The 23,009-nt window shown below is 62.6% G+C and carries 19 protein-coding genes; 3 read left to right on the forward strand and 16 right to left on the reverse strand.

What is annotated here, in order from left to right; translation table 11 throughout:
* Nucleotide 1: 1 nt before the first annotated feature.
* The 13 genes from MSB02_RS04595 to MSB02_RS04655 all read right to left on the reverse strand — a co-directional run bounded on the left by MSB02_RS04595 (nucleotide 2) and on the right by MSB02_RS04655 (nucleotide 16,601).
* Nucleotides 2-2,938, reverse strand: a complete 2,937-nt coding sequence (locus MSB02_RS04595; RefSeq protein ID WP_267194024.1) for an McrB family protein — start codon at nucleotides 2,936-2,938, stop codon at nucleotides 2-4.
* Nucleotides 2,919-4,502 carry an ATP-binding protein gene (locus MSB02_RS04600; RefSeq protein ID WP_267194025.1) on the reverse strand — a complete coding sequence of 528 codons (1,584 nt, stop codon included), beginning with the start codon at nucleotides 4,500-4,502 and terminating at the stop codon, nucleotides 2,919-2,921. Before MSB02_RS04600 ends, MSB02_RS04595 begins: the two co-directional genes overlap by 20 nt.
* A gap of 10 nt (nucleotides 4,503-4,512) precedes the next feature.
* Entirely contained in the window at nucleotides 4,513-5,085 is a 573-nt protein-coding gene (locus MSB02_RS04605) for a PC4/YdbC family ssDNA-binding protein (RefSeq protein WP_267194026.1), read from the reverse strand.
* 86 nt (nucleotides 5,086-5,171) lie between these two features.
* Nucleotides 5,172-7,727, reverse strand: coding sequence for a DEAD/DEAH box helicase family protein (locus tag MSB02_RS04610; protein WP_267194027.1), 2,556 nt, complete (start codon nucleotides 7,725-7,727; stop codon nucleotides 5,172-5,174).
* Nucleotides 7,724-9,346 carry an Eco57I restriction-modification methylase domain-containing protein gene (locus MSB02_RS04615; protein WP_267194028.1) on the reverse strand — a complete coding sequence of 541 codons (1,623 nt, stop codon included), beginning with the start codon at nucleotides 9,344-9,346 and terminating at the stop codon, nucleotides 7,724-7,726. Before MSB02_RS04615 ends, MSB02_RS04610 begins: the two co-directional genes overlap by 4 nt.
* The gene (locus MSB02_RS04620) at nucleotides 9,343-9,999 is read right to left on the reverse strand and encodes a DNA methyltransferase (protein WP_267194029.1); all 657 of its coding nucleotides are present in this window, start codon (nucleotides 9,997-9,999) and stop codon (nucleotides 9,343-9,345) included. The genes MSB02_RS04615 and MSB02_RS04620 overlap by 4 nt, the downstream gene beginning before the upstream one ends.
* A gap of 209 nt (nucleotides 10,000-10,208) precedes the next feature.
* Entirely contained in the window at nucleotides 10,209-10,694 is a 486-nt protein-coding gene (locus MSB02_RS04625) for a hypothetical protein (RefSeq protein WP_267194030.1), read from the reverse strand.
* 274 nt (nucleotides 10,695-10,968) lie between these two features.
* Nucleotides 10,969-11,502, reverse strand: coding sequence for a hypothetical protein (locus MSB02_RS04630; RefSeq protein ID WP_267194031.1), 534 nt, complete (start codon nucleotides 11,500-11,502; stop codon nucleotides 10,969-10,971).
* Nucleotides 11,503-11,597: 95 nt separating this feature from the next.
* Complete coding sequence (locus tag MSB02_RS04635; protein WP_267194032.1) at nucleotides 11,598-13,253, reverse strand: UvrD-helicase domain-containing protein; 1,656 nt, start codon at nucleotides 13,251-13,253, stop codon at nucleotides 11,598-11,600.
* Between the two features lie 115 nt (nucleotides 13,254-13,368).
* Complete coding sequence (locus MSB02_RS04640) at nucleotides 13,369-14,175, reverse strand: abortive infection family protein (protein ID WP_267194033.1); 807 nt, start codon at nucleotides 14,173-14,175, stop codon at nucleotides 13,369-13,371.
* 113 nt (nucleotides 14,176-14,288) lie between these two features.
* Nucleotides 14,289-14,879, reverse strand: coding sequence for a hypothetical protein (locus MSB02_RS04645; protein WP_267194034.1), 591 nt, complete (start codon nucleotides 14,877-14,879; stop codon nucleotides 14,289-14,291).
* Between the two features lie 188 nt (nucleotides 14,880-15,067).
* On the reverse strand, nucleotides 15,068-15,421 hold the full coding sequence (locus tag MSB02_RS04650; protein ID WP_267194035.1) for a type II toxin-antitoxin system PemK/MazF family toxin: 354 nt from the start codon (nucleotides 15,419-15,421) through the stop codon (nucleotides 15,068-15,070).
* A complete protein-coding gene (locus MSB02_RS04655; RefSeq protein ID WP_267194036.1) occupies nucleotides 15,414-16,601 on the reverse strand; it encodes a helix-turn-helix domain-containing protein in 1,188 nt (395 codons plus the stop codon). The genes MSB02_RS04650 and MSB02_RS04655 overlap by 8 nt, the downstream gene beginning before the upstream one ends.
* A 77-nt stretch (nucleotides 16,602-16,678) precedes the next feature.
* On the opposite strand from MSB02_RS04655, the gene MSB02_RS04660 reads away from it, so the two are divergent.
* Nucleotides 16,679-16,861 (forward strand): hypothetical protein, encoded by a 183-nt coding sequence (locus tag MSB02_RS04660; protein ID WP_267194122.1) that lies wholly within the window; start codon nucleotides 16,679-16,681, stop codon nucleotides 16,859-16,861.
* A 61-nt stretch (nucleotides 16,862-16,922) separates the two neighbouring features.
* Here MSB02_RS04660 and MSB02_RS04665 read toward each other — a convergent pair whose 3' ends face one another.
* The gene (locus tag MSB02_RS04665) at nucleotides 16,923-17,861 is read right to left on the reverse strand and encodes an HNH endonuclease (RefSeq protein WP_267194037.1); all 939 of its coding nucleotides are present in this window, start codon (nucleotides 17,859-17,861) and stop codon (nucleotides 16,923-16,925) included.
* Between the two features lie 244 nt (nucleotides 17,862-18,105).
* Between MSB02_RS04665 and MSB02_RS04670 the strand changes: the two genes are divergently transcribed.
* The gene (locus MSB02_RS04670; RefSeq protein WP_267194038.1) at nucleotides 18,106-18,735 is read left to right on the forward strand and encodes an NYN domain-containing protein; all 630 of its coding nucleotides are present in this window, start codon (nucleotides 18,106-18,108) and stop codon (nucleotides 18,733-18,735) included.
* On the opposite strand, the gene MSB02_RS04675 is transcribed toward MSB02_RS04670, so the two are convergent.
* Nucleotides 18,732-19,064: a GIY-YIG nuclease family protein gene (locus MSB02_RS04675; protein ID WP_267194039.1), complete on the reverse strand. Its 333-nt coding sequence runs from the start codon at nucleotides 19,062-19,064 to the stop codon at nucleotides 18,732-18,734. The two genes, MSB02_RS04670 and MSB02_RS04675, sit on opposite strands and share 4 nt — an antisense overlap.
* A 165-nt stretch (nucleotides 19,065-19,229) precedes the next feature.
* Nucleotides 19,230-22,394: a putative Ig domain-containing protein gene (locus MSB02_RS04680; protein WP_267194040.1), complete on the reverse strand. Its 3,165-nt coding sequence runs from the start codon at nucleotides 22,392-22,394 to the stop codon at nucleotides 19,230-19,232.
* Nucleotides 22,395-22,697: 303 nt separating this feature from the next.
* Here MSB02_RS04680 and MSB02_RS04685 point away from each other — a divergent pair, with 303 nt between their 5' ends.
* Nucleotides 22,698-23,006 (forward strand): hypothetical protein, encoded by a 309-nt coding sequence (locus MSB02_RS04685; RefSeq protein ID WP_267194041.1) that lies wholly within the window; start codon nucleotides 22,698-22,700, stop codon nucleotides 23,004-23,006.
* The last annotated feature ends 3 nt before the right edge of the window (nucleotides 23,007-23,009 follow it).

The following is a 23,009-nucleotide window of genomic DNA, read 5'->3' on the forward strand; positions in this document are numbered from 1 at the left end:
GCTACTCGACGAAGCTCACGAAGCCGACCGCGCGAACGGTGGTCAGCATCCGACTGACCTTGGCCGCGGACATATTCAGTCCCTCGCCCTCCAGATGCTCCAATAACGCCTCAAGCGGCTTCTCCAACTTCGCTCTGCTGCCCGAGAGCTTGGGCAGCACTTTCTGGAGCACCTGCAGGTCGAGTGCGAAATCGAGCTGGTCTTCGCCGACGAATTCCTTCGTCAGTGCCAGATATCGCGCAATCTCGTTGGCAACCCGGTAGCCGAAGTGCAGGTTGAACTCGGCCATGAGCGAATGGATCGCCCGGATGCGCTCCTGCGAGCGAGTCGAGATGACGGCCCAATCCTCAGGCCCTGGACGGCGTGACGCAGCGAGCAGTGCTTCAAGCGTCACATCGTCACTCAGACGGAAAGCGTCGGCGAGATCCGCTCCACCACGGCCATACTCGTCGAGATCTACTGAGTTGAACTCGATGGTGTTCGCCCGATCCAGCACCTTGGGACTGAACATGTACGTTGTCTCGTCCACGTTGACCGTCCCGGTGAAGAAGACGTTCGTTGGCACCTTCAGCCTGCGGGGAGGCAGTGGCTCCTCGGCGTCGGCCTCGTCGTCCTCGGCGTCGTGCAACACCATCTCGGTGCCCGACTCCATCGCCGAGAGGAAGTCCGAGAAGTAGTACTCCACCTTGGCCAGGTTCATCTCATCGAGCACGACGAAGTGTGGCTCATCGGGGTTGGCCTCGGCGCGCAACAACAGGCTGAGCAGCTCGGTTCCCTGATAGCGCTGCAGGAGTGGATTGAAGTAGCCAAGAAGAGCGCGATTGTCGGTCCAGTCAGGCCGCACGGACAGGAAGGCTACGCGCTCAGATAGCACGCTCTCCATGCGTCGCTCAGATCGAACGACGCTCAGTTCGAGCTGAAACTCGGGGCTATCCGAGACAGGGGTCGTAGCCAGCTCGAGCAGGTCACCCATCTCAGCGTTTGCCCTGAACCACTCGTACAGTTGCGGCTTCATGTGCACCTGGTAGTTGCGGGCACTCGAATGTGCGTACAGACGCGCCTCGAATCGCTGACCACCCGCACGCACGATGAGGTCGCTAATCGAGTTCGGCTCCGGGACGACCACGCCGTCAAGCAGGACGTTGGGAATCGTCAGGCGCCGGTGCTGGAAGGCACTGGGGCGGATCGAGACTCTCACTGCGCCTTCGAGCTGTGGTGCCCGCGAGGGCTCGATCACCACTTCCCTATCCTGCACTGGTGCCACGAACTCGCTCACCAGCTGCGCCATCTTTGTCTTGCCAGTGCCCGAGATGCCCGAGAGGATCACGAGCGGCTTCGTGGCGAGGGAAAGCACATAGTCTGTCACCAGCCAGGCCGGGAACTGATAGCCCTTGCTGCGGATGTGTTCGTACACCGTCGCTGCGTGTGTGTCAGTCTGCACGCGCTCCCCCTCATCCTCAGCGCCTGCCGTCGCCGCCATCGGCGGCTCACCCGCCCGGTAGGCGACCCAGATGTAGCTCTGGATATCCAGCATCGTCTGGGGCTCGAAGGGCGCGAGCTGCTCTCGCAGATCTTCCGCGGCCTCTAGTATCGATGCGTAGACTTCACCCGATGCTTTCGATCCGAGTTTGAGCGAGACTCCCATCTGCTTGAGGAACCACTTCGTGGCCTCAGGCTTCACGAAGATGTCAGTCTCGGGGTACATCAGCATCAGTAGATACGTCGGTAGCGTCCACTTCACTGGCAAGCCCTGCGCCCTCGCGTACGACGCGTAACGCTCGAGGCGCTCAGGGCTCGACCCCTCGCCATGCAGCAGATCGTAGAGTGCGCGTGAGAACGCTGCAGAATCGAAGTCCTGCCAGTACAGGATCGAAAGGTCGCCCTCACGGGGCATGCGCAGCCAGAGTAGGTTCGTCGACTGCGCGACCTGCTCGACGAGCTGTACCACCTGGTCGTAGTCCTCGCTGTCTATCAACTGCCGAAGCGTATCCGCGCCTAAACGTTCCTGAGTCTTCGCCGAGGCATCCATCTTGTAGGTGGTCTCGTCCCGGATGAAGCGCTCATCGGCGAAGCTCTGCCAGCCGGGGTATGCGGCCCTGAGGCGTTCCAGGAGTGGGGCATTCGCTTCCATCACGCCTCCCTGAAAACGGGAATTCCACTGCACGACCAGCTCCGGGATCTCATAGAAATCAAAGCCGGGGCCATACGTCGGCTCCAGTGACTTCCGGATCTCCAGAATCGCTTTGTCCTCATCCATCGCGGCTGCTGCCTCAGGTCCGCCGATGCGGTCAGCGAAGGCATCGACAAGCGCCTTCTTGTCGTTTCGAGCCACCGCACGTTCGAAGGCCTCGGGGAAGACGAGGTGGAGGAGGGCGTTGCGCTGAAGCCAGGCGCTTCTGTTATCAACCGAGCATATCTGCTCCCTGAACGCCCAGGGCTCAGACAGCGCCTGCACCAGCGTCGAAGGCTCCAGGCGCTTCCAGGCGAGCATCCACTCGATGAAGAACCTCAGATGGGTGTCGCGACGGGTGTAGAAGTGCGTTCCGGGAGAAGCGAGCCCATAGTCCAGCGCTGCGTCTATGTCAGGAGGAATGACCACCGGGTCTCGCATCCAGCCCAACACACGCGAGATGCGCAGCCGCTTGGTATCCGCGCTCATCCCATGAACGACCAGGAGATGCATCAGGAGGAGTTCGGCCATGAGCTGCTTCACTGTGTCGCTCGCACCATCAATCTGACGTTCCAGCTTCTGATCAAAGGAGTCGGACGAGTGGTCGGGGCTCAGCACGAATCGCTGCTCCAAGTCCTCCAGCGCGGGAATCGTCCACACCGCGCGGCCAGGGGTCAGCAACGACCCATCGCGTTCCAGTGCCTGCTCGCGGAACAGCTGGGCAACCGCGTAGATCTTGTCAGCACCTTCACGCTTCAGGATTGCCATGCGAGTCCACCTCCGGCCCATCCGCAGAATCGGTGGGCTTGGGCTCCGTTTCCGCCTCTTCCTCTATCCATTGGTCCTTCACTGCGGCCGCCTTGCGCATGATCAGCTGCCGAATGTCATCAAACTCATCTGCGGCGACACCGGCCTCTTGGATCAACAGCTCCGCGATGCTCTCCGCAATGTGCAAGGTCGCGTAGAACGCCTTGTCCTTCGTGGTGAAGTACGCCGGAAACTCGGTGTTGGTGTAGATTGCGAGCCCTTCTTCGGCGCTGAAACTCCACTGATACCAGGCTTCCTTCTCCCCGAGCGGCGCGAACTCGTGATCGAAGTCGACGCTCTTACCTTTGACCTTCACCGCATGACGGGGTTTCTGGTGCGTGACCCGAGGGACTCTCTCACGACTCGACTCCGTCGGTTGGGTGCGGGGAGCCGACGGCTCAGGATTCTCGGACCTCTCCCTTTGCTCGACCTCGATTTGCTCCTGCGCCTCGTCGCTTTCAGAGCGCTCGTACTCGCTCAGGGTGTGCACGGGGGACGTGAAGGGCTTCAGCTCTCGGGCCATCAGCGCCCGTGCGATCGAATCCTTCCAGCGCTCAAGTTCGTTGCGTACCGCCTTGGTGATGCTGTCCGACGAAGCACGCTGACGGGCCTGCCGCAGGAGGTCCTGCACCTCGATTCGCAGCGCGTCAACAGCAGCATCGTACTCCGCGGTCTTCTCCCACTCCCGCTTGTTGTGCGTCGGCTGCAAGTGGTCCAGATGCACCTCGCCGATGATTCGGGAAATCGTCGGGTGCTCACCGATTGCCATCTTGTCGAAGGTGGTGATCATCCGGCCGAGCCGATAGGTGTGGAATCCGTAGAGTCCTTTGTTAGAACCTTGCTTCAGGAGTCCATACCAGCCGTAGATCCGGTTGCCCGACGCGTCCGCGATTTCGAACTCAATGCGCGTATCCTCGAGCAGATCGAACTCCTCTGGCTTGCACTTGCGCTTGTTAACCCGCAGCTCGACAGTACCGTCGTTGATGAACGGCGCGAATCGCTGCTGCAGGTCGCGTTGCACCACATCCACAACGCCGGCGTAGTACTTGTACAGCTTGGAGATCTCCACGATCGTGTAGTGGCCTCCGGGGTCGGCCAGCTCGGTCTCGAGCTCCATCTGCCACGAGCTCCCCGCGCTCACCCAGTCGTCCTCGTCATAGAACACGGAGTAGGCGTGCGGGTCACCGAGCCGCGACGACATCACCTTGAACCGCCTACCGAGGGCCGTGCACGATGTCTTCAACCCGAGACCGAATTCACCAAGCATGTTCCTCTTCGACGACATACCGAGGATCATCGCCTTGTGAATGTCGTCACGCCCCATGCCGGTGCCGTTGTCCGCGACTGAGATCCCGTGCTTGCCTATCTTGACGGCAACAAGGAGCGGGTACCCCTCGATCCGAGCGTCGATAGCATTGTCCACAAGCTCAGCGATCGCTTGAGGGATTGAGTAGCCCGTCTTGCCAAGCTTCGGCATCAGGGTCTGATGCGGAGTGATGTCTATGACCTCGACGCTCTTCGACACGATGACCTCCTCAGAAGTAACCCTTCAGGTGGTCTGGCACACCCCTACCAGGGTCAGCGGGTGGCTCCGATTGCTCATACTCAGGCTTGGCCGGCGCAAAGAGCCCGCTTAGTCCCTCGCGCCAACTATGCAACGACACACTGACATGCTCGAGTCCGTCGGCCAGCTGGTCGATGTGGTCGACAGTGAGCCGTATGCCTTTGCGAGTCGGACCGGTGTAGTTGTCGCTGGTGACGAACTTGCGCACGTCCAGGAATTGCCCGTCGGGCCGCGTATCATGCACCAGCACCTGGACCAGCCAGTTCGCCGTACGCCCGGCATCAAGAGAGGCGTACTCACAGGGCGGAGCGCACAGACCGCGCTCCAGCTCATCAGACAACCGCCTGAGAACGGGAATCAATGCGTCAACCTGATACCGAGGCATGTCGATCCCCGACTTGGTCGGGCCGCAGTACTTGTGGTTGTTGCGGAAGATCCGGGCAGACCCAAGCCGACGCTTGCCGAGCGAGTATGTTGTGAAGCACAACTCGAACTCGTCATCGATACGTGCCGTATGAAGTAGCTCGACTTCGGTTGGCTCCATACCGCCCCCAGCGTCCGAACCGGTCGCCCCGATGCCACCCAGCCTTCACTCAGTACTTCGGCCTATCCTATGACAAGCTTGACTCCCTACCCGTACACGCCCGCCTCTTCTCGTGCCACCACGGTATCGTACAGGCCGTAGTGCGTGAGCCCGGGATGACTGTCGATCCCCGTGTACCGCAGGGACGCATCCTCGTACCGTCGGAATGCGAACACAGCCTGGTTCATCCGTTCTGTGTTGAACACACGCAGTCTCACGAGCAGGTGGAAGTCCTTCACCGTAAGGCCGGTGACAGCGAGGAACAGGTCGGGCTCGAGCTTGGTGATGACATCTTGGAGGGTGTTCTCGCGGAAGTCCGTCAGATACATGAAAGCGGGAATCCGCGTAGCGAACTTGATCAGCTTCTCCTGGACCAGCTTCCTCTGCGACTTGAACTCCTTCTCCTCCGCGGTAAGCTCACGCTTCTCCTTCGCGGTGAGACCGCTCTCCTTCGCCTTGTTCTTGAGTTCTGTGATCTTCTCGCTCTTGTTGATGATGGTCTCGATGACGTTGTCGCCGAGCGCGCGCCAACCCTCGATGCGCTCCACGGCAGCAAGCGCTTCGGGGTCGTCCAGGATCCGGCGCAGGGTGTCGTTGTCGACATTCACCAGCAACGCAGACTCCCACTTCCGAGCCAGCAGCGTTCCCGAGGTACCGGCCATGGCGATGTCGAGGATGCTACCCGCATCGATCTGCATCATGTTGGCGCCGTCGTAGGCGAGCACCGGCAGGAATGAGATCAGGTCCTTGACGGCGTTCTCCGGGTTGGATTCGCCGGGTGAGAGCCCTAGTCCGTACTCTGAGAGCTGCCGAAGAGCGCGCGTGGGCGCGAAGTCGAACACGAAGCAGACCGGCTTGAGGATCTCCTCCTCGTTCGGGTCGTCTCCGTTGGGATTGCGGATCGACCACGGCGACTGCACCCGGAATGCGGCCTGGAAGTAGGTCTCCGGCGAGGTGAGGTTGCGTAGCATCAGTATCGAGTACCACTGCGGCACGGTCACGCCCGTCGTGAGCTTCCCGCAGGACAGCGTGATGGTCTTCGTCTCGAACCCGCTTCCGATCGCTGAACGGACCGGCGGCAACGCCTCAAGGCCGATACCAGCGGACGCGCCGGCTGCGACCACCACTGCGTAGTCGTGCCAGAACGTGTTGTGCTTCTCCGCGAGCAGGTTCGCCATCGCGTGACACGCAGCGACATCAGGCAGGAACCAGAACGAGTGCTGCATATAGGGCAGCAACCGATCATCCGAATACGGCCAGGGTGGCCGCGTGCCGGACTTGAGGTTCTCGATCCTGTGCGGCGCGTATGAACCGCGGATGATATCCAGCCACTTCTGCACGTCACTCTTGTGCTGGAACTGCGCATTCTTGCCCGTTCCCGTCGCAGTGAAGAACGCGTTCAGGTCGAACTCATCGAACTCCCCTGCGCTGGCTATCGCCAGCAGCTCATCAGGCATCTGGTACGTGAGCAGACGCATCTGTGGCAGCGCACTATAGGGATTCCATGCACCAAGGTGCGCCGCTGCGAACTGCTCCTTCGCGCGCTGCTCATCGGTGTATGTCCAGTTGAAAATCTGCTCCTCGATGAACTCGCCCGTAGCCAGTGCCTTGAAAGGCGTGCCTGACAAGTAAAGGTATGCCTTGGTCGTGATGGGAAGGAACTCCGTCTCCTTCTCGGAAAGCTCGCTCAGGTCCTGGTTCATCTCCTCCAGGCTGGCGGTGTACTCGAGCTTGGCCTCCTTCTTGGCTACCGCGTCATCCTCGCCCTCGAAGAGCTCCTTGGCGGTCTCTCGCCATGCGCCGAAGTGGTACTCATCAAAGACCACGAGGTCCCACTCAACCTTGTGCAGCCATTCGTTCTTCGCCTTGATGTTGCCGGCCTCATCGCGGCCCAGAAGGTCCTGGAAGGAGCCGAAGTAGACAAGCGGCGTCCTGCGACTAATCTTGGTGGGGTCCATATCGGAGTGACGGGACATGTACCGCCACCCGTTGAAGTCCGTGTGGGTCTCGAGGTCTGTCTGCCACGCGTCCTCGACCGCCGGCTTGAATGTCACCACCAGGACGCGGCGCGCCCCGAGCTTCTTGGCCAGCTGGTACGTCGTGAACGTCTTGCCAAAGCGCATCTTCGCGTTCCACAAAAAACGTGGAACAGCGTGCATGTCCTCAGCCCATATCGAGTGGAAGTAGGCGTGCGTCTTCTCCACGGCCTCGGCCTGTTCGCGGCGCATGGCAAAGGTCTGGTGATGGGTACCCGCGAACTTCTGGCCGGTGCGCAGCTCAGCCAGCACGGTCTGCACATCAGCAACCGTGCAGCGCATCCACTCCAGGTCGACGTTCTCGAAACCCTTTCGAACAAGCGCTGCGCGCACCTCGTGGTCGGTGAACACGGTCCCATCGTCACGTTCAGCGGATTCATCTAGCTCAATAGTGAAGTTCTTGATGGCGGCTGTCTTCAGCTGGTCGGCGATGCGCTGCTTCACATCGCGGGTGGTCTGGCCGACTTTGAGAAGACCGGCATGGGCCTCATCGTGGATGGTGTAAGCGTAGATCCGCGGACGCGCCTGCGGCTTGGGTACGAGAATGTCCTCGATCGTCCTGGTCATTCTTCGAGACTCCGCTGGAAGTCCATCGGACGCACGAGCTTCTCGATGAAGGCAATCTCGTCTTCAGAGATGCTGTATTTCTCGTAGAGATCCTTGTCAGTCCACACCCTCGTCCATTCCTGAGTCGGCACGAAGGTGTAGACCTTGCGGCTCGTGTGCTGAGAGGGCTTATGCAGGAGTACGAGGAGGCGGGTCAGTCGGCACGTGAGATACGACAGGGCACTTTCGGCCTCTGCCCGAGTATCGAACGGCCCAATGCAGAGGTAGGTCTCCGAAGACACGGTGCCAGGCTCTCCGACGAATGGAGTGCTTAGCACCCTGTGCGGATAGGTATCCCTGTTGCCGGTCCCGGGCGCAGCGGCGCCGACATAGACCTTCCACTTGTCAATCAAGTTAGTACCCGCGGTGATCGAGGATCGGTCGGCATACCCGATTCCACCGTTCTGATGAACGAGAAGGTCGTCGGGTGACTTGGTTGACTTGCCCTGAAAGAACGTGCGGAGTCCGAAGGGCTTGCTCGAGCTGACCAGCTGGTCAAAGCGCTTGCCCTCGGGAAGGGATATCGAATCTGATTGTCCGCTCTCCGCCGCGACAACCTTCTTGAGGATGGAGAGCCCCTCGTTGAAGCGGATGAACACATCCGCGCCGGGCTCGAGCAGCGCACGAGTGCTGGTAGAGACCGGCCAGTCCTTGAAGTGCGTGGAAACGGTACAGGGTCCGGGGTTGTCGCGGTCCCAGAGGAAGTAACACACGCCGCCCTTGAGCCCGACGCCCGGAAAGACATCCGACGCACTGAGGTGATCGTCGATGGACCGCAGGCGATTATCGGAGAGCATCGATTCCCTGAACTCATCGAGGCCCTTGCCACCGGCGAACCAACGCGCGGGTATGACCATGGACAGATACCGCGGCTCAAGCGCCTTCGCTTGGTCAACGAACAGCTGATAGATCGGTGCTGCGCTGGTGCCGTAGCCACCGTCATCCAGCTGGTACGGCGGGTTGCCGATAATCACATCGAACTGCATGTCTCCTCCAAAGAGTTCGGCCACCCGGGCCTTCGTGTCGTCGGCGTGGATAAGCGCATAGGCATGAGTCTCAAGCTGATCGCCTCGCGCCAGAGTCTTCTTACTGGCGCCGCAGTATCGACAGCGGCCGTCGACCCAGGTGTGCTCGGTGCGCTCGAACCAGATGTTGCCGTGGTCGCTCGAGAACGACGTGACGACGGAGTGCTCGCCCTGGGCGTGCTTCGAGCAGTACAAGCTCCTGCGCGCAAGCAGGCTGGTGAGCTGCGTGATCCCGATCCCGAACACCTGCTTGGTCAGGATGTGGTCGACGCGCTCCTGAAGGTCGGGAATCTGGTCGGCAAGACCCCTATTGAGGCGGCTTGTGATCTCACGGAGGAAGACCCCGGATTTCGTGACCGGGTCAAGGAACCTGACCGACGGGTCCGACCAGATGTCTGCCCCGTTGTTGTCGGCCATCCATGCATTGGCGAGAGTGTCGAGCATCCTGTTAGCGAGCTCGGGAGGAGTGAAGACCTCATCATTCGAGAGGTTCGCAATGCACGTAAGCACATCGGGATTGCGACCGCGGAGTGAGAGGTTCGCCTGACCGTTCATTCCGCCCTCCCAAACGTATCGCTGGTGCCCACCTCGGCCAGCTCACGCACCGTCATTGGTGGGTAGGTCTTGGTCGGCGTGAGGATCTCGTGCTTCTCGAGCTGAGAGAAGAGCGACCCCTCAGCGTGGAGCGCAGCCATCTGGGTGAGGGCGTCTAGCCGGAAGTCACGCCGCTGGAACCTACCTTTGCCCAGGTAGCCCCACTCCGCGAAGGTAATGGCCTGGTCGTCGCTGGTGCGCATCGTGAGCGCGTTGCCACGAACCAGGTTCAGCGAGAGCACGTAGGAGGCGGCGCGGTGCAGGTCTTCCGATTCTTCGAGCCGCAGGTAATCGGACAGGACCTCGAGCATGTTCGCGCGACATTCGGCGACGTTGTCTTCGAGAAGCTCGATGCCGTAGCAACACATCAGGGCGAGTAGGGTGAAGTGGCGCTTGTCGAAGTCGGACTTCTCGAACTTCAGCTCCACGGCGGCGAGCTTGCGCTGTAGAATCCGGACGAGGAAGTTGCCACTCCCGCACGCTGGCTCCAAGAAGCGCGAGTCGATCCGCTCAGTCTCGCCTTGCACGAGATCGAGCATCGCATCGACCAGCCACGCGGGCGTGAAGACCTCCCCGTGGTCGACGACGCGCTGTTGTGACTTGATCAGGCTCATGCGACGCGGACAATCCGTCGTGGATCACACGGGCCGTGCGCGAATATGCTGTGTGAACGCTCAGCCATGGACTGCGCTCCCAGTACGCTGCTGATGTGCCTGGGGAAGTTAGATAGCCTCGCCACCCCGATTGAGTCTACCTCATGCCGGAGTTGGTGATGGCCAAGGCGGCCATGGCAAACATCATAAGTCTTCGTACTGGCGGAAGCTCAAGCGACAATCGAGACCGCCTCTTCGCCCGCCTTGAGAATGCCACGAGCCCAGGCAGGCAGAAGATCCAGGCCTTCGCGCAGACTTCCGAGCACCGTTCGACCAGCACCCAGCATGTCACCCGCGGTTGCTGTCTTGTGAATCCACTGGCCCTTGACTGGAGGCGCGACACGCCTCGCGTCTTGCACTTCATGGAGTGGGTCTCGGTCGGTGACTTCCATGTAGCTGTCGCCGAAAGCTGCAATTTCGAGCCGGAGCAGCCGCTTGAAGGCGTCCTCAACACCGGTCTCCGCATCGTTAGCCGTGAGAGCCTTGTCCAGTTCGCGGATGAATGCGTCCTGGCGCAGGGCACCACACGCTTCATCGATGAACTGCCGGTAAGCGTTCAGATTCGGCTTCCCGGGGCGCCTAAGGCGGACCTCGAGAAGCGCCTTCAGCGTCGCGACAAACAGCAGCCACTCGCGAGATCCGTTAGGTTCCTGCACTTGTGCCTCCATCCGTATCGACAGAACTCGACAGCAACGACATCCGCCTCACCCTCCGGCTCACCGACGGAGTCGCAACTCCGTGCATGGCTCGCTGCCGCGTGACTGTGGAGGCGCTCGCGCTCATCGCGCCTTCTGCTCGCCGCGACCGAGACAGAGAGCGGAGAATCCCGTGTGAATATCCAACGTGTTTGCGCTTCACCTGAAGCGCGCCCCTTCGCCCTTCCTGCCCGAGTCCACCGGACTCGGGCAGGCTTTCTGGCGAAAGCGCGGATTACCCACCCGTCCTGTCGTACGGGCTGGCCTCATCGAGCACGGAGTCACGCCATGCTGATAGCTGAGGGACCAAGTCCCCGAAGAGCGGATAATCCATAGAGGTGAGGATCTGCAGTGCGTTTGTCAGCGGGTAGGAATCCTGAACTCCCAGCGCCACCAAACCATCGTGGGTTCTTTGGGCGCTGCTACTGAGCGGTTCGGACCACTCGTCGCAGTGCTTCCACCAGTTGGCGGCATGGTTTGTCAGCCGGGCAATCGTTGCCCCCGTAGGATGACAACGCCCCACATCAAGAGAGGCGGTCTTGGAGACCGACATCTCTGAACACACGCCCGTGATGTATCCCTGACACGCTGCGAAACCGAGCCCGATCACGTACTCGATGAGCTCGGGAATGTCCAACTGGTCTGCGAGGTCGAAGTCACTCTCGACTCGCTTGTAGTGACGGCGGAGTGCTTGATCGACTAGTTGACACGCGTGGTCGAGGAACTCCATACCGTAATCGAATGACCAGTCGAGCTTGATGGGGACCAACTCACGGTACCTTCCGATCGGAGTGCCCAACGTCTGACCGATAACCTGCGAGCGAGGCGCGTCCGCTCGACCCCCGGGCTAGGACGACACCGTGATCACTCACCGTCGCCGTCGTCCGACCAGTAGTCCTTGTTCACAACTACATCCTCGAGTCTCTCACTTGCAATCCAAGAGATGAAGCACGAGGGCTTCAGCCATTTGGTGCCGAAGTGTCCCGTGTGAATCAGGTAGCAGCGCTTTCTTGTTCGAGTCAGTCCGACAATGAACCTGCATATCTCCATGTCCTTCACGGCAGCGGGATCGCCTGGGAGTTCGCCGTCGTGAAGGCCAGCGATGAAGACATGCTGTGCTGAAAGCCCCTTCGACCCCTCGAAGGACGTGACTCTCACAAGCGGACGCTCGTCCTCATCAGCGGGGTGGCCCTCCACGTCCACGTCGTCTGGCGGCTCGAAAGCCGCGGCCTCTTCCATGCAGGGCTCGCGGTACTCCGCTGGCAACGTGTCTACGAGGGCCACTGAACCGTCAGCGGTGGCAGCAATGGATGCGCTCCCGAACGACGGTTGGTCGCAATGCAGAAGGATTCTCCATCCTAGGCTTGAGCCCGGGTCTTCCTTCAGGATCGCAAGCCCAGCAGCCCGCTGAATCCCGCTCGCAGGCTCGACCCGCGTCTCGATGCGATAGCCGCTCTCTTGAAGGTGCTCAACAATCTGGTCACGATACGGACGTGCGACTATGACAAGAGCAGCCGGATATCCAGCGGCAGCTGCGGCTTGCACCTCATCCGGCGGGATTACATCAACGGCTTGAGCGATGAACCGACCAATGTAGTTGACCTTCTTGCTTTGCACCGAAGTTCGCACATTGGCGATTGTGGGGTACTTGGCGCTGTCCTCGCCCTTCGCCAGCGGAAAGTGTTTGTATGGCTTGTCGATTCTGCCGTCGAGACAATGCTCTTCGCGAGCTCTGGAGATGATGTCGGCGACTGCATCGACCAGCACTTTCGGACATCGCATGCAGTACGGCAGGGTGAAGACCTCATACTCCCCGGCCTGGCTCAGTCCTCTGATGTAATCGCAGCTTGCGTCACGGAATTGGCTGTACAGTGCCTGGTCATCGTCACCAGCGACCAGCATGTTGCTGGTCTCCCCAAGAGCATCAATGATGGAGGCTTCGAGCCGATTGAAGTCCTGATACTCGTCGATCAGAACCAGATCGTACGAATCTGGCGAGGCGTGACCTAAGGCGTACGCCGCGTGCACGCGATACACAGAGTCGTCAAAATCCACCGCATCGTAGTAGTCCCCGCGGGCGAGATAGAAGTCGAGGTTGTTCCCCTCAGCCAGAGCGCGCATTTCTGACACGAACTTGGGCGCCTCCGTCTGGTGGATTATCTCCCAGTCCTCCGAAATCAACGAAGCCAGGTTTGGACAGCATCGTGCGTCTTGGGTCAGCGCACCCCTGAGCGAGGGAGTTCGGTGCAAGAGCCCTAGGCAGAAGGAATGCAGCGTATGGGCGTGTGCAAGGTGACCGAGATCTGCCTCCAGGTCGCTCTTCAGGTTGTTGATGAAGGTGAGGACGATGCGTTTGTCCGGGTCATCGGGTGAGGACTCGAGAATCAACTTGAAGAGCGTCGTCTTCCCGGTTCCAGGGCCGGCGACGACCAGCTTCTTGGGACTCGGCGACTCCACCACCGCGTCGATTGCGGCCTTGAGTTCCGCTTCCTCTGGAGTGAGTCCGGGCTCGTCCGTCACCGGGCATCCCCCTGTGCTTGTCCTAAAGTCACGGCGCTTCAGCTGTGCGCCACTGACTTCCCTTCACAGCTTACCGGTTGTGCCGTCGGCTGAAGCGCTTGTTAGGCAGGCAAATTCAGAAGGGGATTCGGTCGTCCCAGTCCAACGCATGGCCAATCTCGCGATCAACTCGACTCTCAACCGAGCCCAAGAACCAGACGACCGACGAGACATGCGAGAACACCAGCACACTCTCATCGTGGTCCATCAAGTCGTTGTCGTGCGCCAAACTACGCTCGTTGCGAGCGCTATTGAGATCCTCGAGGATTGAGATCGTCGACCGCAGTATCCGAAGCGTAATCTTTGATTCGATGGGACCCTGTTCACGCACTGCCTTGGAGTACTCGCCCATTAGGCTATGGAGGGGCTTGTCCCGGGTCACCTCTATGCCCCGACGCGTGCAGAGCCGACGCAAGTACTTGACCATGAAGGTGTGCAGCCGATCTATTGCGGCCTCAGGCTCATTACGCTCAATCGCTTCGCGAACGTGCCGTGCCACGGTAACAAATGCCTCGTCTGCACCCACCGGGGCCGCAAGCGCGCTCGTGTCCACCACGGGGCCACATCCGCGCAATCGTTCGATGATCGCAAGTGCCTCTCGAGTAGGCGGCTTGAAGCCAACCGTAGGCAAGTATTCCCAGTTCTCCAATAGTGTACCGAGTACAGTGGCAACGGTGTAGTTGGGCTCAAGCTCCCAGAATGCGCGCATGCGATTGGCCTTCGAGGTCCCCCCGCGAGCGTACTTCGCGTCATAGATGTCTATGTGCGCGACATCCGCGAAGAAGTCGCCGAAACTGGCGTTGGAGAACTCCAGCACGTAACCGTTGTGCATACCGAGCAGCCGCTCTAGCTTCCGCTGCTCGATCGCGCTGAGATCACCCACGGCATACTCCCCGATTTGCTCTGTCGAACGTGTTTCGGCACCACCTGCGGCGCGCCGCTCGATGTCGGCGACTGAAGTCTACCGCACGCGCACCTTCGGCGTGGATGCCGGGTTTAGGCCGACTTCCGAGTTGCCGCCGCGACCTCGAGGACTTCGATGGCGTGCCGCCGGAAGCCATCAATCATCGTTTCGATATCAGCAGGACCCCACGGGCCGAACGTGGTCACTTGGTGCGAGAACTCATCAATGGTCGTCGTCCGACTGAGCGGGTCCGGAGCATCCTTCGCATTCCTCTCGGGGAAGCCAGAGTGCTTCAGGTGATTGACAAGCGCACATAGATCGCGGCACTCGGGTGAATCCCAGAGATTCTTCACCGCGGTTGAAACCGCTTGGAGGCTGCTATCCTCCGCCAGCTTGACTACAACATCCGAGGGAAGCTTCTTACTGTCGCGGTCGACACCGAGCTCGAACACTGCGTTCAGAAGTTGGGCTAGGGCATCGATGCCCGCGTGCAGTGAGCGCAGTGTCGCTTCAGTCAGCCACCAATCGAAGTCCCACCGATGCACACCAGTGAGTGTCTCGTGCGGTGGAACCCGGGAGACATCAGCCTCGTTGAGTTCCTGCGAGTTGAGCGCGGAGCGAACCCGATACTCAAGCACCTCGCTCTTGAAGGCCGCATCGATGGCCCGGACGATGCTCTGCATATCCCGACTCACGTCCAGACCGTCCAAGAGGGTTGGCTGCGTTTCACGCCACCGAAGCAAGTCCGAATGCGCTTTCTGGAATCGCGGAACCATGGTCCTCCGCCTCCGGGCATCGTGTGGGAGTACGGCCTGACCCGCACTACTCCACTTCGCATGACACCATACCGCACCACGCTGACACCCCGCTGCTAGCAGTCCATCTCCATCACAAGCGCAATCGCCGCCAGCACATCGTCCATATCATCAGGACTCAACCCGCCGATGCGCTTGGAGAACCGCTCTAGAGCGATACCTCGCAGTTGTAGAACGTCGACGCACCCGTCCTTCGTCAGTCCGTTGGCCTTAGTGGGTCGCACCTGCACGAGCCAGGGATGGCTCGCTCTGCTCGGCGGTCTGCCGGTGATCGGCGCGATGAGTTTGATTGCGAGCACTCCGACATCGTCGGAGCTCAACACCACGACCGGTCGCTTCTTGTTGATCTCATCGCCCCGAGTCGGCTCGAGGTCCGCCCACCAGATCTCACCGCGAATAGGGCTATTCATGCTCGTGATCCCATTCGCCCAGGTCCGCATCCAGCCACGCTTGGTCGATCATGGCGTTGTACTCCGCCGCATGCGCCTCAGCCTGTGCTCGCATGTAAGCCCTGCGCTCGGCAAGCGGCAGCCTCAGGAGCGCACGGCGGTCGATATCCTCCGGTGCTGTTCGACTGCTGACGGCAGGGATGTACTCGGCCAGCGCCTCCCGCGCGATGAGTCCTTCGGCGGCCGCGCGATGCGCGTGTGTCTCCACCCACGTGGAGTGCTCCCGCGGCTCCTCGCCTGGCTCCTCCGTGCGCCAGCCGGCGCGGTTCACGAACATGCACCACCACTTGTAGCTGGTCTCGTCAATCACCTGGAGATCGCGGAGACGGCGAAGCACACCCTGAACGCTCATCCCCCAGCGCTTCTTGGCGGCCAGAAGCTCGTCGACGGTGACGCGGCTGCGGCGTGCACCGAACTCGGTCTGGACTGCATCCGCCGGGTACAGAAATGCCCCCGCGAACCGACGCGCCGTCGCCTCCTCATCAACGCTCTCAGTGACTCGAACGGCCAGGTGACCGAGCTCGTGTGCGTGGCTCATTCTCTGCCTGGCCTGGGATACCTCAAGGCGAGCCGCGATGCCACATGCAACACGCTTGCCGGTCTCGTCCGTCGCGATCACCGTAAGCCCATCGAACTTCCGCTCGGTATCGACATCGATCAGGTGCACACCTTTGGACTCCAGGGTATCCACGACGCTCGCGATTGGGGCACCGCCGAGATTCCATGCGTGGCGTAGCTCCTCGGCGGCATGTTCCACCTCACGAACATCATCCCTGATCTCCAGCGGTTCACTAAATGGGTACTCGGGGGTGATACCGAGTTTGTCCATGAGGGTGAGCCGACGTTCCAGCTCAAGCTCGACCGCGCTCTCGATCGTCTCCTGCTCCTTCTTCGGCAGTGAGGCCAGCGCGCGGTATGCAACGGGCTCGAAGTGGTACCGCGGCTCGGACATGAGATGTGCTGCCCTCACGTCGAGCGCTTTGGCGAGTGCGATCAGCACCGTGGGGCGCGGCGTGGCGCGATCATGCTCGTACTTGGACAAAGCCTGCTTTGAGACAAGCCCGCCCATGCGCTCGGCGAGCTCGTCGAGCGTGTAGTTGCGGGCCGTTCTGTACTGATGCAAGCGCGCGCCGAGCGACATGAAGCCTCCCCTTGGTTGACGTGCAGATAGACTATACCAACTTTTGTCTACCAAACACAGGTGCGCTTCGAAAGGAGGTGCGCGCAGTGGCGAAGTCGCTCAAGCCCGGCCAGGCAACCCCGGCATCCGGCCAGTACGAGGAGATCGGCCCCCGGGGCGGCCGCACCGGGCATGAGGTCACGTCAACGAAAGGTAACCCTCTGCCCCCGACCAGCAAGACGGGCAACGGATTCATCCTCGTCGACAAGACCAAACACTAGGGAGTGAACATGCGCAGGAGGGGGCTCAGGGCCCGCTGACGGACTGTCGGCGGGCTTTAGACTACCCCCGCCACACGCTCTCGCCGTGCCACGCGAGCAGTTCCCTGCTCGGCTGCATCCACTCGGCATCGGGCACCACCACACGCCGATCCCGCTCGGCGTAGTACGTCCTGCCGTTATGGAAATCTTCAGCAAGCGCGTCGGAGACCTTGAAGCGGTACTCGGGCGTGACTGTCACGTAGCCCAGGTCGAACAGGCGGTGGATGTCGCTTCTGAGCAGCAGCCCGTTGGTGACGTCGTGTGTGCCGCCGTCGGCGTACGGCATGATGTGCGCCGCCTCGAGCACCGGCAGCGAGTGCTCGCCCGTGACCGCGCACGCGCGGTCGTACGCATCGAGTACCGACACCCGGAAGATGCCCTGCCCGAGCCGCGGCTTCACGAGCGTCGGCTCGCCGTAGCGGGGGCGGTCCGGCTCGGCGAGAAGCGTCGGAACGCCCAGCTGCTGCGCCCGCTCCAGGCACTCGGTGAAGATGCGCAGACCCTCGCCGCGCGTGAGGTCCTCGCCGCGCCCGCGCACGATGTTGGGTGCCCAGTCGGCCGGCTCGCGCACCCAGAGCTCCTGCGGGAAGAACACCGGGCTTGCCACCATGATGCAGCCGATCGCATAGTCGCCCGGCCGCCCGGGGTCCGTCGCGCCGCTCCTGCGACGGTAGCGCTCGATCCGCGCGCGCATCTCGTCGAAGTCGGCGGCGCCGTTGGTGCGCCCGAAGCTCTCCCACGCGAGCCACGCCGGAAGCGCGCTGTAGCTCGCGAAGTACCCGAAGCCCGCGATCGCGTTGTGAGGCGACTTGAGGCGGAAGAAGAACGGCTCCCCCGGGCTCACCACGCCGAACCTGCCGCCGCCTCCCGACGGCTGCCAGAAGTTCACCTCGTCGATGTCCGGCTGCGCCGCCAAGAAGCGGTACCAGTCGTAGTCGGTGTTCCCGATGAAGCCGCGCATGGGCGGATCCTCTCGGCGGGCGGGGCGTGATGCCAGTGTAGCGCAGGGGATGCGTGGGGTTTGGATTCCGGTGACATTCCGATAAGCGCCTCGTACGAGACTCGGCCTGTCAGCACCGACCGCATCGCTTGACAGGGACCGCGAGCCGATGGAATATCGTCGTATCTTTACCCCGCTGGATCAGCCCTCGGGCCACTGGCGGGGTCAGTCTTTTCTCGGAGCAGAGCGCAGCGCCGCACCTCCCGTGCCGGCCATCCTCCGCACTCATGTCTTCTTCGACGGCCAGAACCTGTTCCGCTCGGTGAAGCACTGCTTCGGCTACTCATACCCGAACTACGATGTGGTAGCCCTCGCGCAGCTGGTATGCACGCGTCAGTGCCTTCAGTGCGCCGGACTTCACTTCTACACCGGCATCCACAAGCCCGGTGAGAACAGGTTCTGGTACGACTTCTGGAGCCGCAAACTCACCGTTCTGGGTACCCGGGGTGTCGACGTTTACTCGCGGAACCTCGCCTACGCAGACGAACCTGTGATCCTGCCCGATGGTACTCGCGCTTCGGTGCGCATCGCCCGTGAGAAGGGCGTCGACGTGCGGATCGCACTCGACATGGTCCGCCTGGCGCGCGAGGGTGCCTACGATGTCGCAGTGCTCTTCAGTCAGGACCAGGACCTCAGCGGGGCGGTGACGGATATCCACAGGATCCGTGCGGAGACCGGTCGCTGGATGAAGGTGTACTCAGCGTATCCCGTGGCCGACGATGGAAGGCACACGCCGGCAATCAAGGGTGCGGCGCCGCTCCCCATCACGCGCGCGGAGTACGAGCGCTGCATCGATCCGCTCGACTACAGGGGCCAGAGGGACGGCCGCCCCTAGATGCCGTACCAGACAGCGTAGCCGCGCTTACGGAGGCTCAGCGCACGCCGCTCCTCGGCGCGCTCGGCCTCCTCGCGCGTGGGGTAGTCCTGCCAGCTGCGATAGAGCCGGGGCATCAGCCGCGTGCCGTACTTGTGCGCGAACGCGTTCGACTTGTAGCCGGCAAGGTGCTGTTGGAACCGCTCCTCAGGCGTAAGCGCTGTGGACCCGACGTACACGCACGGCTTGGCCGGGTTCCAGTCGGGGTTGGCCGTGCGGAACTTGGCGCTGCTGTACACCTCGTCGTCGAGTTGGATCACGTAGACGGTGTAGACATGCTGCGCAGTCACGAACCTGCCCCCTCGGAAGGACTGACCCGAGTCTAGCGCAGGGGCATGCCGCAGCGCGGGCCCCGGTCACCTCTCAGAAAGCGCCGTGCGGGACACCCGGCCAGTCAGCGCCTACCGCGCCGAAGACGGCCGCAAGCCGCCAACGGCGTCACCCCGCCCGCTACGCTACGACGTACCACTCCCCGCGCTCCGCGTGCGGATCGCCCATCCGGCGAGCCCCACGCCGGCAAGCACCCCGGCCACCGCGAGCATCCACCACGGGAAGCCGGACTCGTCGTCTGCAGGCTCGTCGGCCTCGGGCTCGTCGGCGGCAGCCGCCTCATCGGCGTCTTCGGCTTCGGCATCGCCATCATCGGTATCCTCGGCGGGCGCGTCTGTCTCGGTCGCAGTATCGCTCTGGGCGTCCTCATCGGCGGTCGCGCCAGAATCCTGCTCGTCGGGCGACGTCCCGCCGCTGCTGGTCACCGGAGGGCTGTAGGTGCTCGTGGGCGGCTGCTCATCCGCAACCTCGGCCACTGTGATCGTGATCGTTTCGGAGTCCGACGCAGTGCCGTCCGAGACGGTCACGGTGATGCTGTACGTACCCGGCCCCTGCGCCTCGGTGGGCGTCCAGGTGAAGACGCCCGTGGCGCTGTCGATCGCCGCCCCCGCGGGCGCACCCGCGCCGAGCGAGTAGGTGAGCGTGTTCGCGGGCACGTCCGCATCGGTCGCGCTCGCTGTGAACGTGAGCTCGTCGAGCTCATCCACGCTCTTATCGCCGATCGCGCCGAGCACGGGCGCCGTGTTGACCTCGGCCACGGTGACCGTGATGGTCTCGGAGTCGGTCAGCTCCCCGTCTGAGGCGACGACCGTGAAGGCGTGGGCGCCATTCTGGGCCTCAGTGGGCGTCCAGGAGAACACGCCGGTCGTGCTGTCGATCGAAGCTCCGGCAGGCGCACCGGCGCCGAGCGAGTAGGCGAGCGTGTTCGCGGGCAGGTCGGCGTCGGTGGCGCTGGCCGTGAACGTCAGCTCGGCGAGCTCATCGACCGACTTGTCGCCGATGGCGTCGAGCACGGGCGCGGCGTTGACCTCGGCCACGGTGACCGTGATGGTCTCGGAGTCGGACGCGGTGCCGTCCGAGACGGTCACGGTGATGTCGTAGCTCCCCGGCCCCTGCGCCTCGGTGGGCGTCCAGGTGAAGACGCCGGTCGTGCTGTCGATCGAAGCTCCCGAAGGCGCACCCGCGCCGAGCGAGTAGGTCAGCGTGTTCGCGGGCAGGTCGGCATCGGTGGCGCTGGCCGTGAACGTGAGCTCGGACAGCTCGTCGACCGTCTTATCGCCGATGGCGCCAAGCACGGGCGGGGCGTTGACCTCGGCCACGGTGACCGTGATCGTTTCGGAGTCCACGCCGCCCTTGCCGTCGGTGACGACCACGGTGATGTCGTAGCTGCCCGACCCCTGCGCCTCGGTGGGCGTCCATGAGAACACGCCGGTCGTGCTGTCGATCGAAGCTCCCGCGGGAGCACCGGCGGCGAGCGAGTAGGTCAGCGTGTTCGCGGGCAGATCGGCGTCTGTGGCGGTCGCCGTGAACGTGAGCTCGGCGAGCTCGTCGGCCGTCTTATCGCCGATGGCGCCAAGCACGGGCGCGGCGTTGACCTCGGCTACTGTGATCGTGATGGTCTCGAACGCAGACGAGACGCCGTCGGTGACGATAACGGTGACCGGGTAGCTGCCCGGGCCGTGCGCCTCGCTGGGCGTCCAGGTGAAGACACCGTCGGGCGTCATCGCTGCTCCCGCCGGAGCGGGGATGGCGAGCCTGTAGGTGAGCGCCTGCGCCGGGATGTCGGCGTCGGTGGCGCTCGCTGTGAACGTGAGCTCAGAAAGCTCGTTCACGCTCTTGTCGCCGATCGCACCGAGCACGGGCGCGCTGTTCACCTCGGCCACCGTGACGGTGATCGCCTCGGAGTCCACGCCGCCCTTGCCGTCGGAGACGGAAACGGTGACCGGATAGCTTCCCGGCCCCTGGGCCTCGGTGGGCGTCCAGGTGAACACACCGGTGGCGCTGTCGATCGCCGCTCCCACTGGCGCGCTCGCGTCGAGCGAGTAGGCGAGCGTATCGGCAGGCACGTCCGCATCGGTGGCGGTCGCCGTGAACGTGAGCTCGGAAAGCTCATCGACCGACTTGTCGCCGATCGGGCCGAGCGCCGGCGGCGCCGCCAGAAGCGTGGGAGCCGTGAAACGGCTAGGAGCATCCGCACCGAATCCGAGATGGTCCTCGAGGTTGTAGCCCCACAACCAGGCGCTCCCGTCGGTCTTGAGAGCGCCGGAGTCGTTCACCCCTGCTACCGGGAACGCCCAGTCCGTCCCGATGCCGACCTGCGTGGGCACCAAGCGGTTGTTCAGATCGCCGAGACCGAGATTGCCGGCGTAGTTGTTTCCCCAAGCCCACAGCGTGCCATCCGTGCGCACAGCGATCACGTGCCGGGAACCGCCTTCCACTCCCGCCCAGTCGCTGTCCGTGTCCACCTGTGTAGGCGAGGTGCGATTTGCCGTGTCGCCTTGGCCGAGCTGCCCGGCGGTGTTGTCACCCCAGGCCCAGAGCGTCCCGTCGCTTCGGATGCCCATGGCGAAACTCTCTCCACTCTGGACCGTGACCCAGTCGGTGTCCGTGCCCACCTGCGTGGGAGAGGTGCGATTGGCTGTGTCACCGAGACCCAGCTGCCCGTAGTAGTTGTAGCCCCACGCCCACAACGCACCACCGGTCTTGATGGCGTAGCTCGAATAGCCATTGCCAGCCGCCTGCGCCCAGTCGGTGTCGGTGCCCACCTGCGTGGGCGAGGTGCGATTGACCGTGTCGCCTTGGCCTAGCTGTCCGAAGGGGTTGTAGCCCCACACCCACAACGTCCCGTCAGCCTTGATCGCGAGCGAATGATGCCGTCCCACAGTGACTGACACCCAGTCGGTGTCCGTGCCCACCTGCGTGGGAGAGGTGCGATTGGCTGTGTCACCGAGACCCAGCTGCCCATAGTTGTTGTAGCCCCACGCCCAAAGCGTGCCATCGTCTTTCAGTGCGAGCGAATGTCCCACGCCGGCATAGCCGCCCGCGGCGACCGAGACCCAGTCGGTATCGGTGCCGGCCTGCACAGGCACCAAGCGGTCGGCTGTGTCGCCGAGGCCAAGCTGTCCGTTGTTGTTGTAGCCCCACACCCAGAGCGTGCCGTCGCTCCGGATCTGCAGCTTGTGTCCCCCGGAACCCATCGCGAGACTCTGCCCCCCGGGCGCTGCGTGCGCCAACATGGTCGGCGCGACCGCGAGAGCCACTGCCAGGAGCGTGAGGATGGCGAGGCGCATGAACCCCGCCGGGTACAGGGATCGCGCGGAGCGTTCCCCCTGGAAGCCTGTTCGAGTCCTCGTACCAGTCAGCGAGCCAGCAGCCATTGAACTTCCCTTCTTGTGCAGGAGGCCTGTCAACCGGCGGATCTCCCCCACCACAGACGATCTCTTCCCGAGAGTGACAGAGCGCCTCGCGTCTGTCACGCCGGCTGCGCCCAGCACGCCCGCCACGCTTGCCGTGCACCCCGCTCCGTGCGTCAGCCCCACCCCCCGCCTTGGGTACATCCCTTCTGTACGCCGCTCTCACGAGGGGGACTCGCGATGGGATGCTGTCTGGGTGCCGTTCTGCTTGCGGGCGCGCCGCGCCTGGCACTGGTGCTGTGGTGGTTCTTCGACCCGGCGCGCGTGGAATCCACGTTCAGCTGGACCGTCGCTCTCGGCAGCTGGACGGTGCCCGCGTGGCTCTGGGCCGTGCTCGGCTTCGTGTTCTTCCCATGGGTCGCGGTGGCGCTCGTGTTCACCTCGCCCGGCGGGATCGTCGGGTTCGACTGGGCGATCATCGTCATCGCCCTGCTGTTCGACCTCGGCGCATTCGGCAGCGGACGGGAAGCGCAGCGCCGACGGACGTGACCG

This window comes from Anaerosoma tenue (assembly GCF_023161965.1).
Taxonomy (GTDB): domain Bacteria; phylum Actinomycetota; class Coriobacteriia; order Anaerosomatales; family Anaerosomataceae; genus Anaerosoma; species Anaerosoma tenue.

What these genes read in the sequence shown, in the direction of transcription:
- MSB02_RS04605 (WP_267194026.1), bottom strand. Translation starts at nt 5,085, where the DNA reads ATGGAGCCAACCGAAGTCGAGCTACTTCATACGGCACGTATCGATGAC.
- MSB02_RS04615 (WP_267194028.1), bottom strand. Translation starts at nt 9,346, where the DNA reads ATGAACGGTCAGGCGAACCTCTCACTCCGCGGTCGCAATCCCGATGTG.
- MSB02_RS04610 (WP_267194027.1), bottom strand. Translation starts at nt 7,727, where the DNA reads ATGACCAGGACGATCGAGGACATTCTCGTACCCAAGCCGCAGGCGCGT.
- MSB02_RS04650 (WP_267194035.1), bottom strand. Translation starts at nt 15,421, where the DNA reads ATGAATAGCCCTATTCGCGGTGAGATCTGGTGGGCGGACCTCGAGCCG.
- MSB02_RS04595 (WP_267194024.1), bottom strand. Translation starts at nt 2,938, where the DNA reads ATGGCAATCCTGAAGCGTGAAGGTGCTGACAAGATCTACGCGGTTGCC.
- MSB02_RS04665 (WP_267194037.1), bottom strand. Translation starts at nt 17,861, where the DNA reads ATGCGCGGCTTCATCGGGAACACCGACTACGACTGGTACCGCTTCTTG.
- MSB02_RS04685 (WP_267194041.1), top strand. Translation starts at nt 22,698, where the DNA reads ATGGGATGCTGTCTGGGTGCCGTTCTGCTTGCGGGCGCGCCGCGCCTG.
- MSB02_RS04620 (WP_267194029.1), bottom strand. Translation starts at nt 9,999, where the DNA reads ATGAGCCTGATCAAGTCACAACAGCGCGTCGTCGACCACGGGGAGGTC.
- MSB02_RS04655 (WP_267194036.1), bottom strand. Translation starts at nt 16,601, where the DNA reads ATGTCGCTCGGCGCGCGCTTGCATCAGTACAGAACGGCCCGCAACTAC.
- MSB02_RS04645 (WP_267194034.1), bottom strand. Translation starts at nt 14,879, where the DNA reads ATGCAGAGCATCGTCCGGGCCATCGATGCGGCCTTCAAGAGCGAGGTG.
- MSB02_RS04680 (WP_267194040.1), bottom strand. Translation starts at nt 22,394, where the DNA reads ATGCGCCTCGCCATCCTCACGCTCCTGGCAGTGGCTCTCGCGGTCGCG.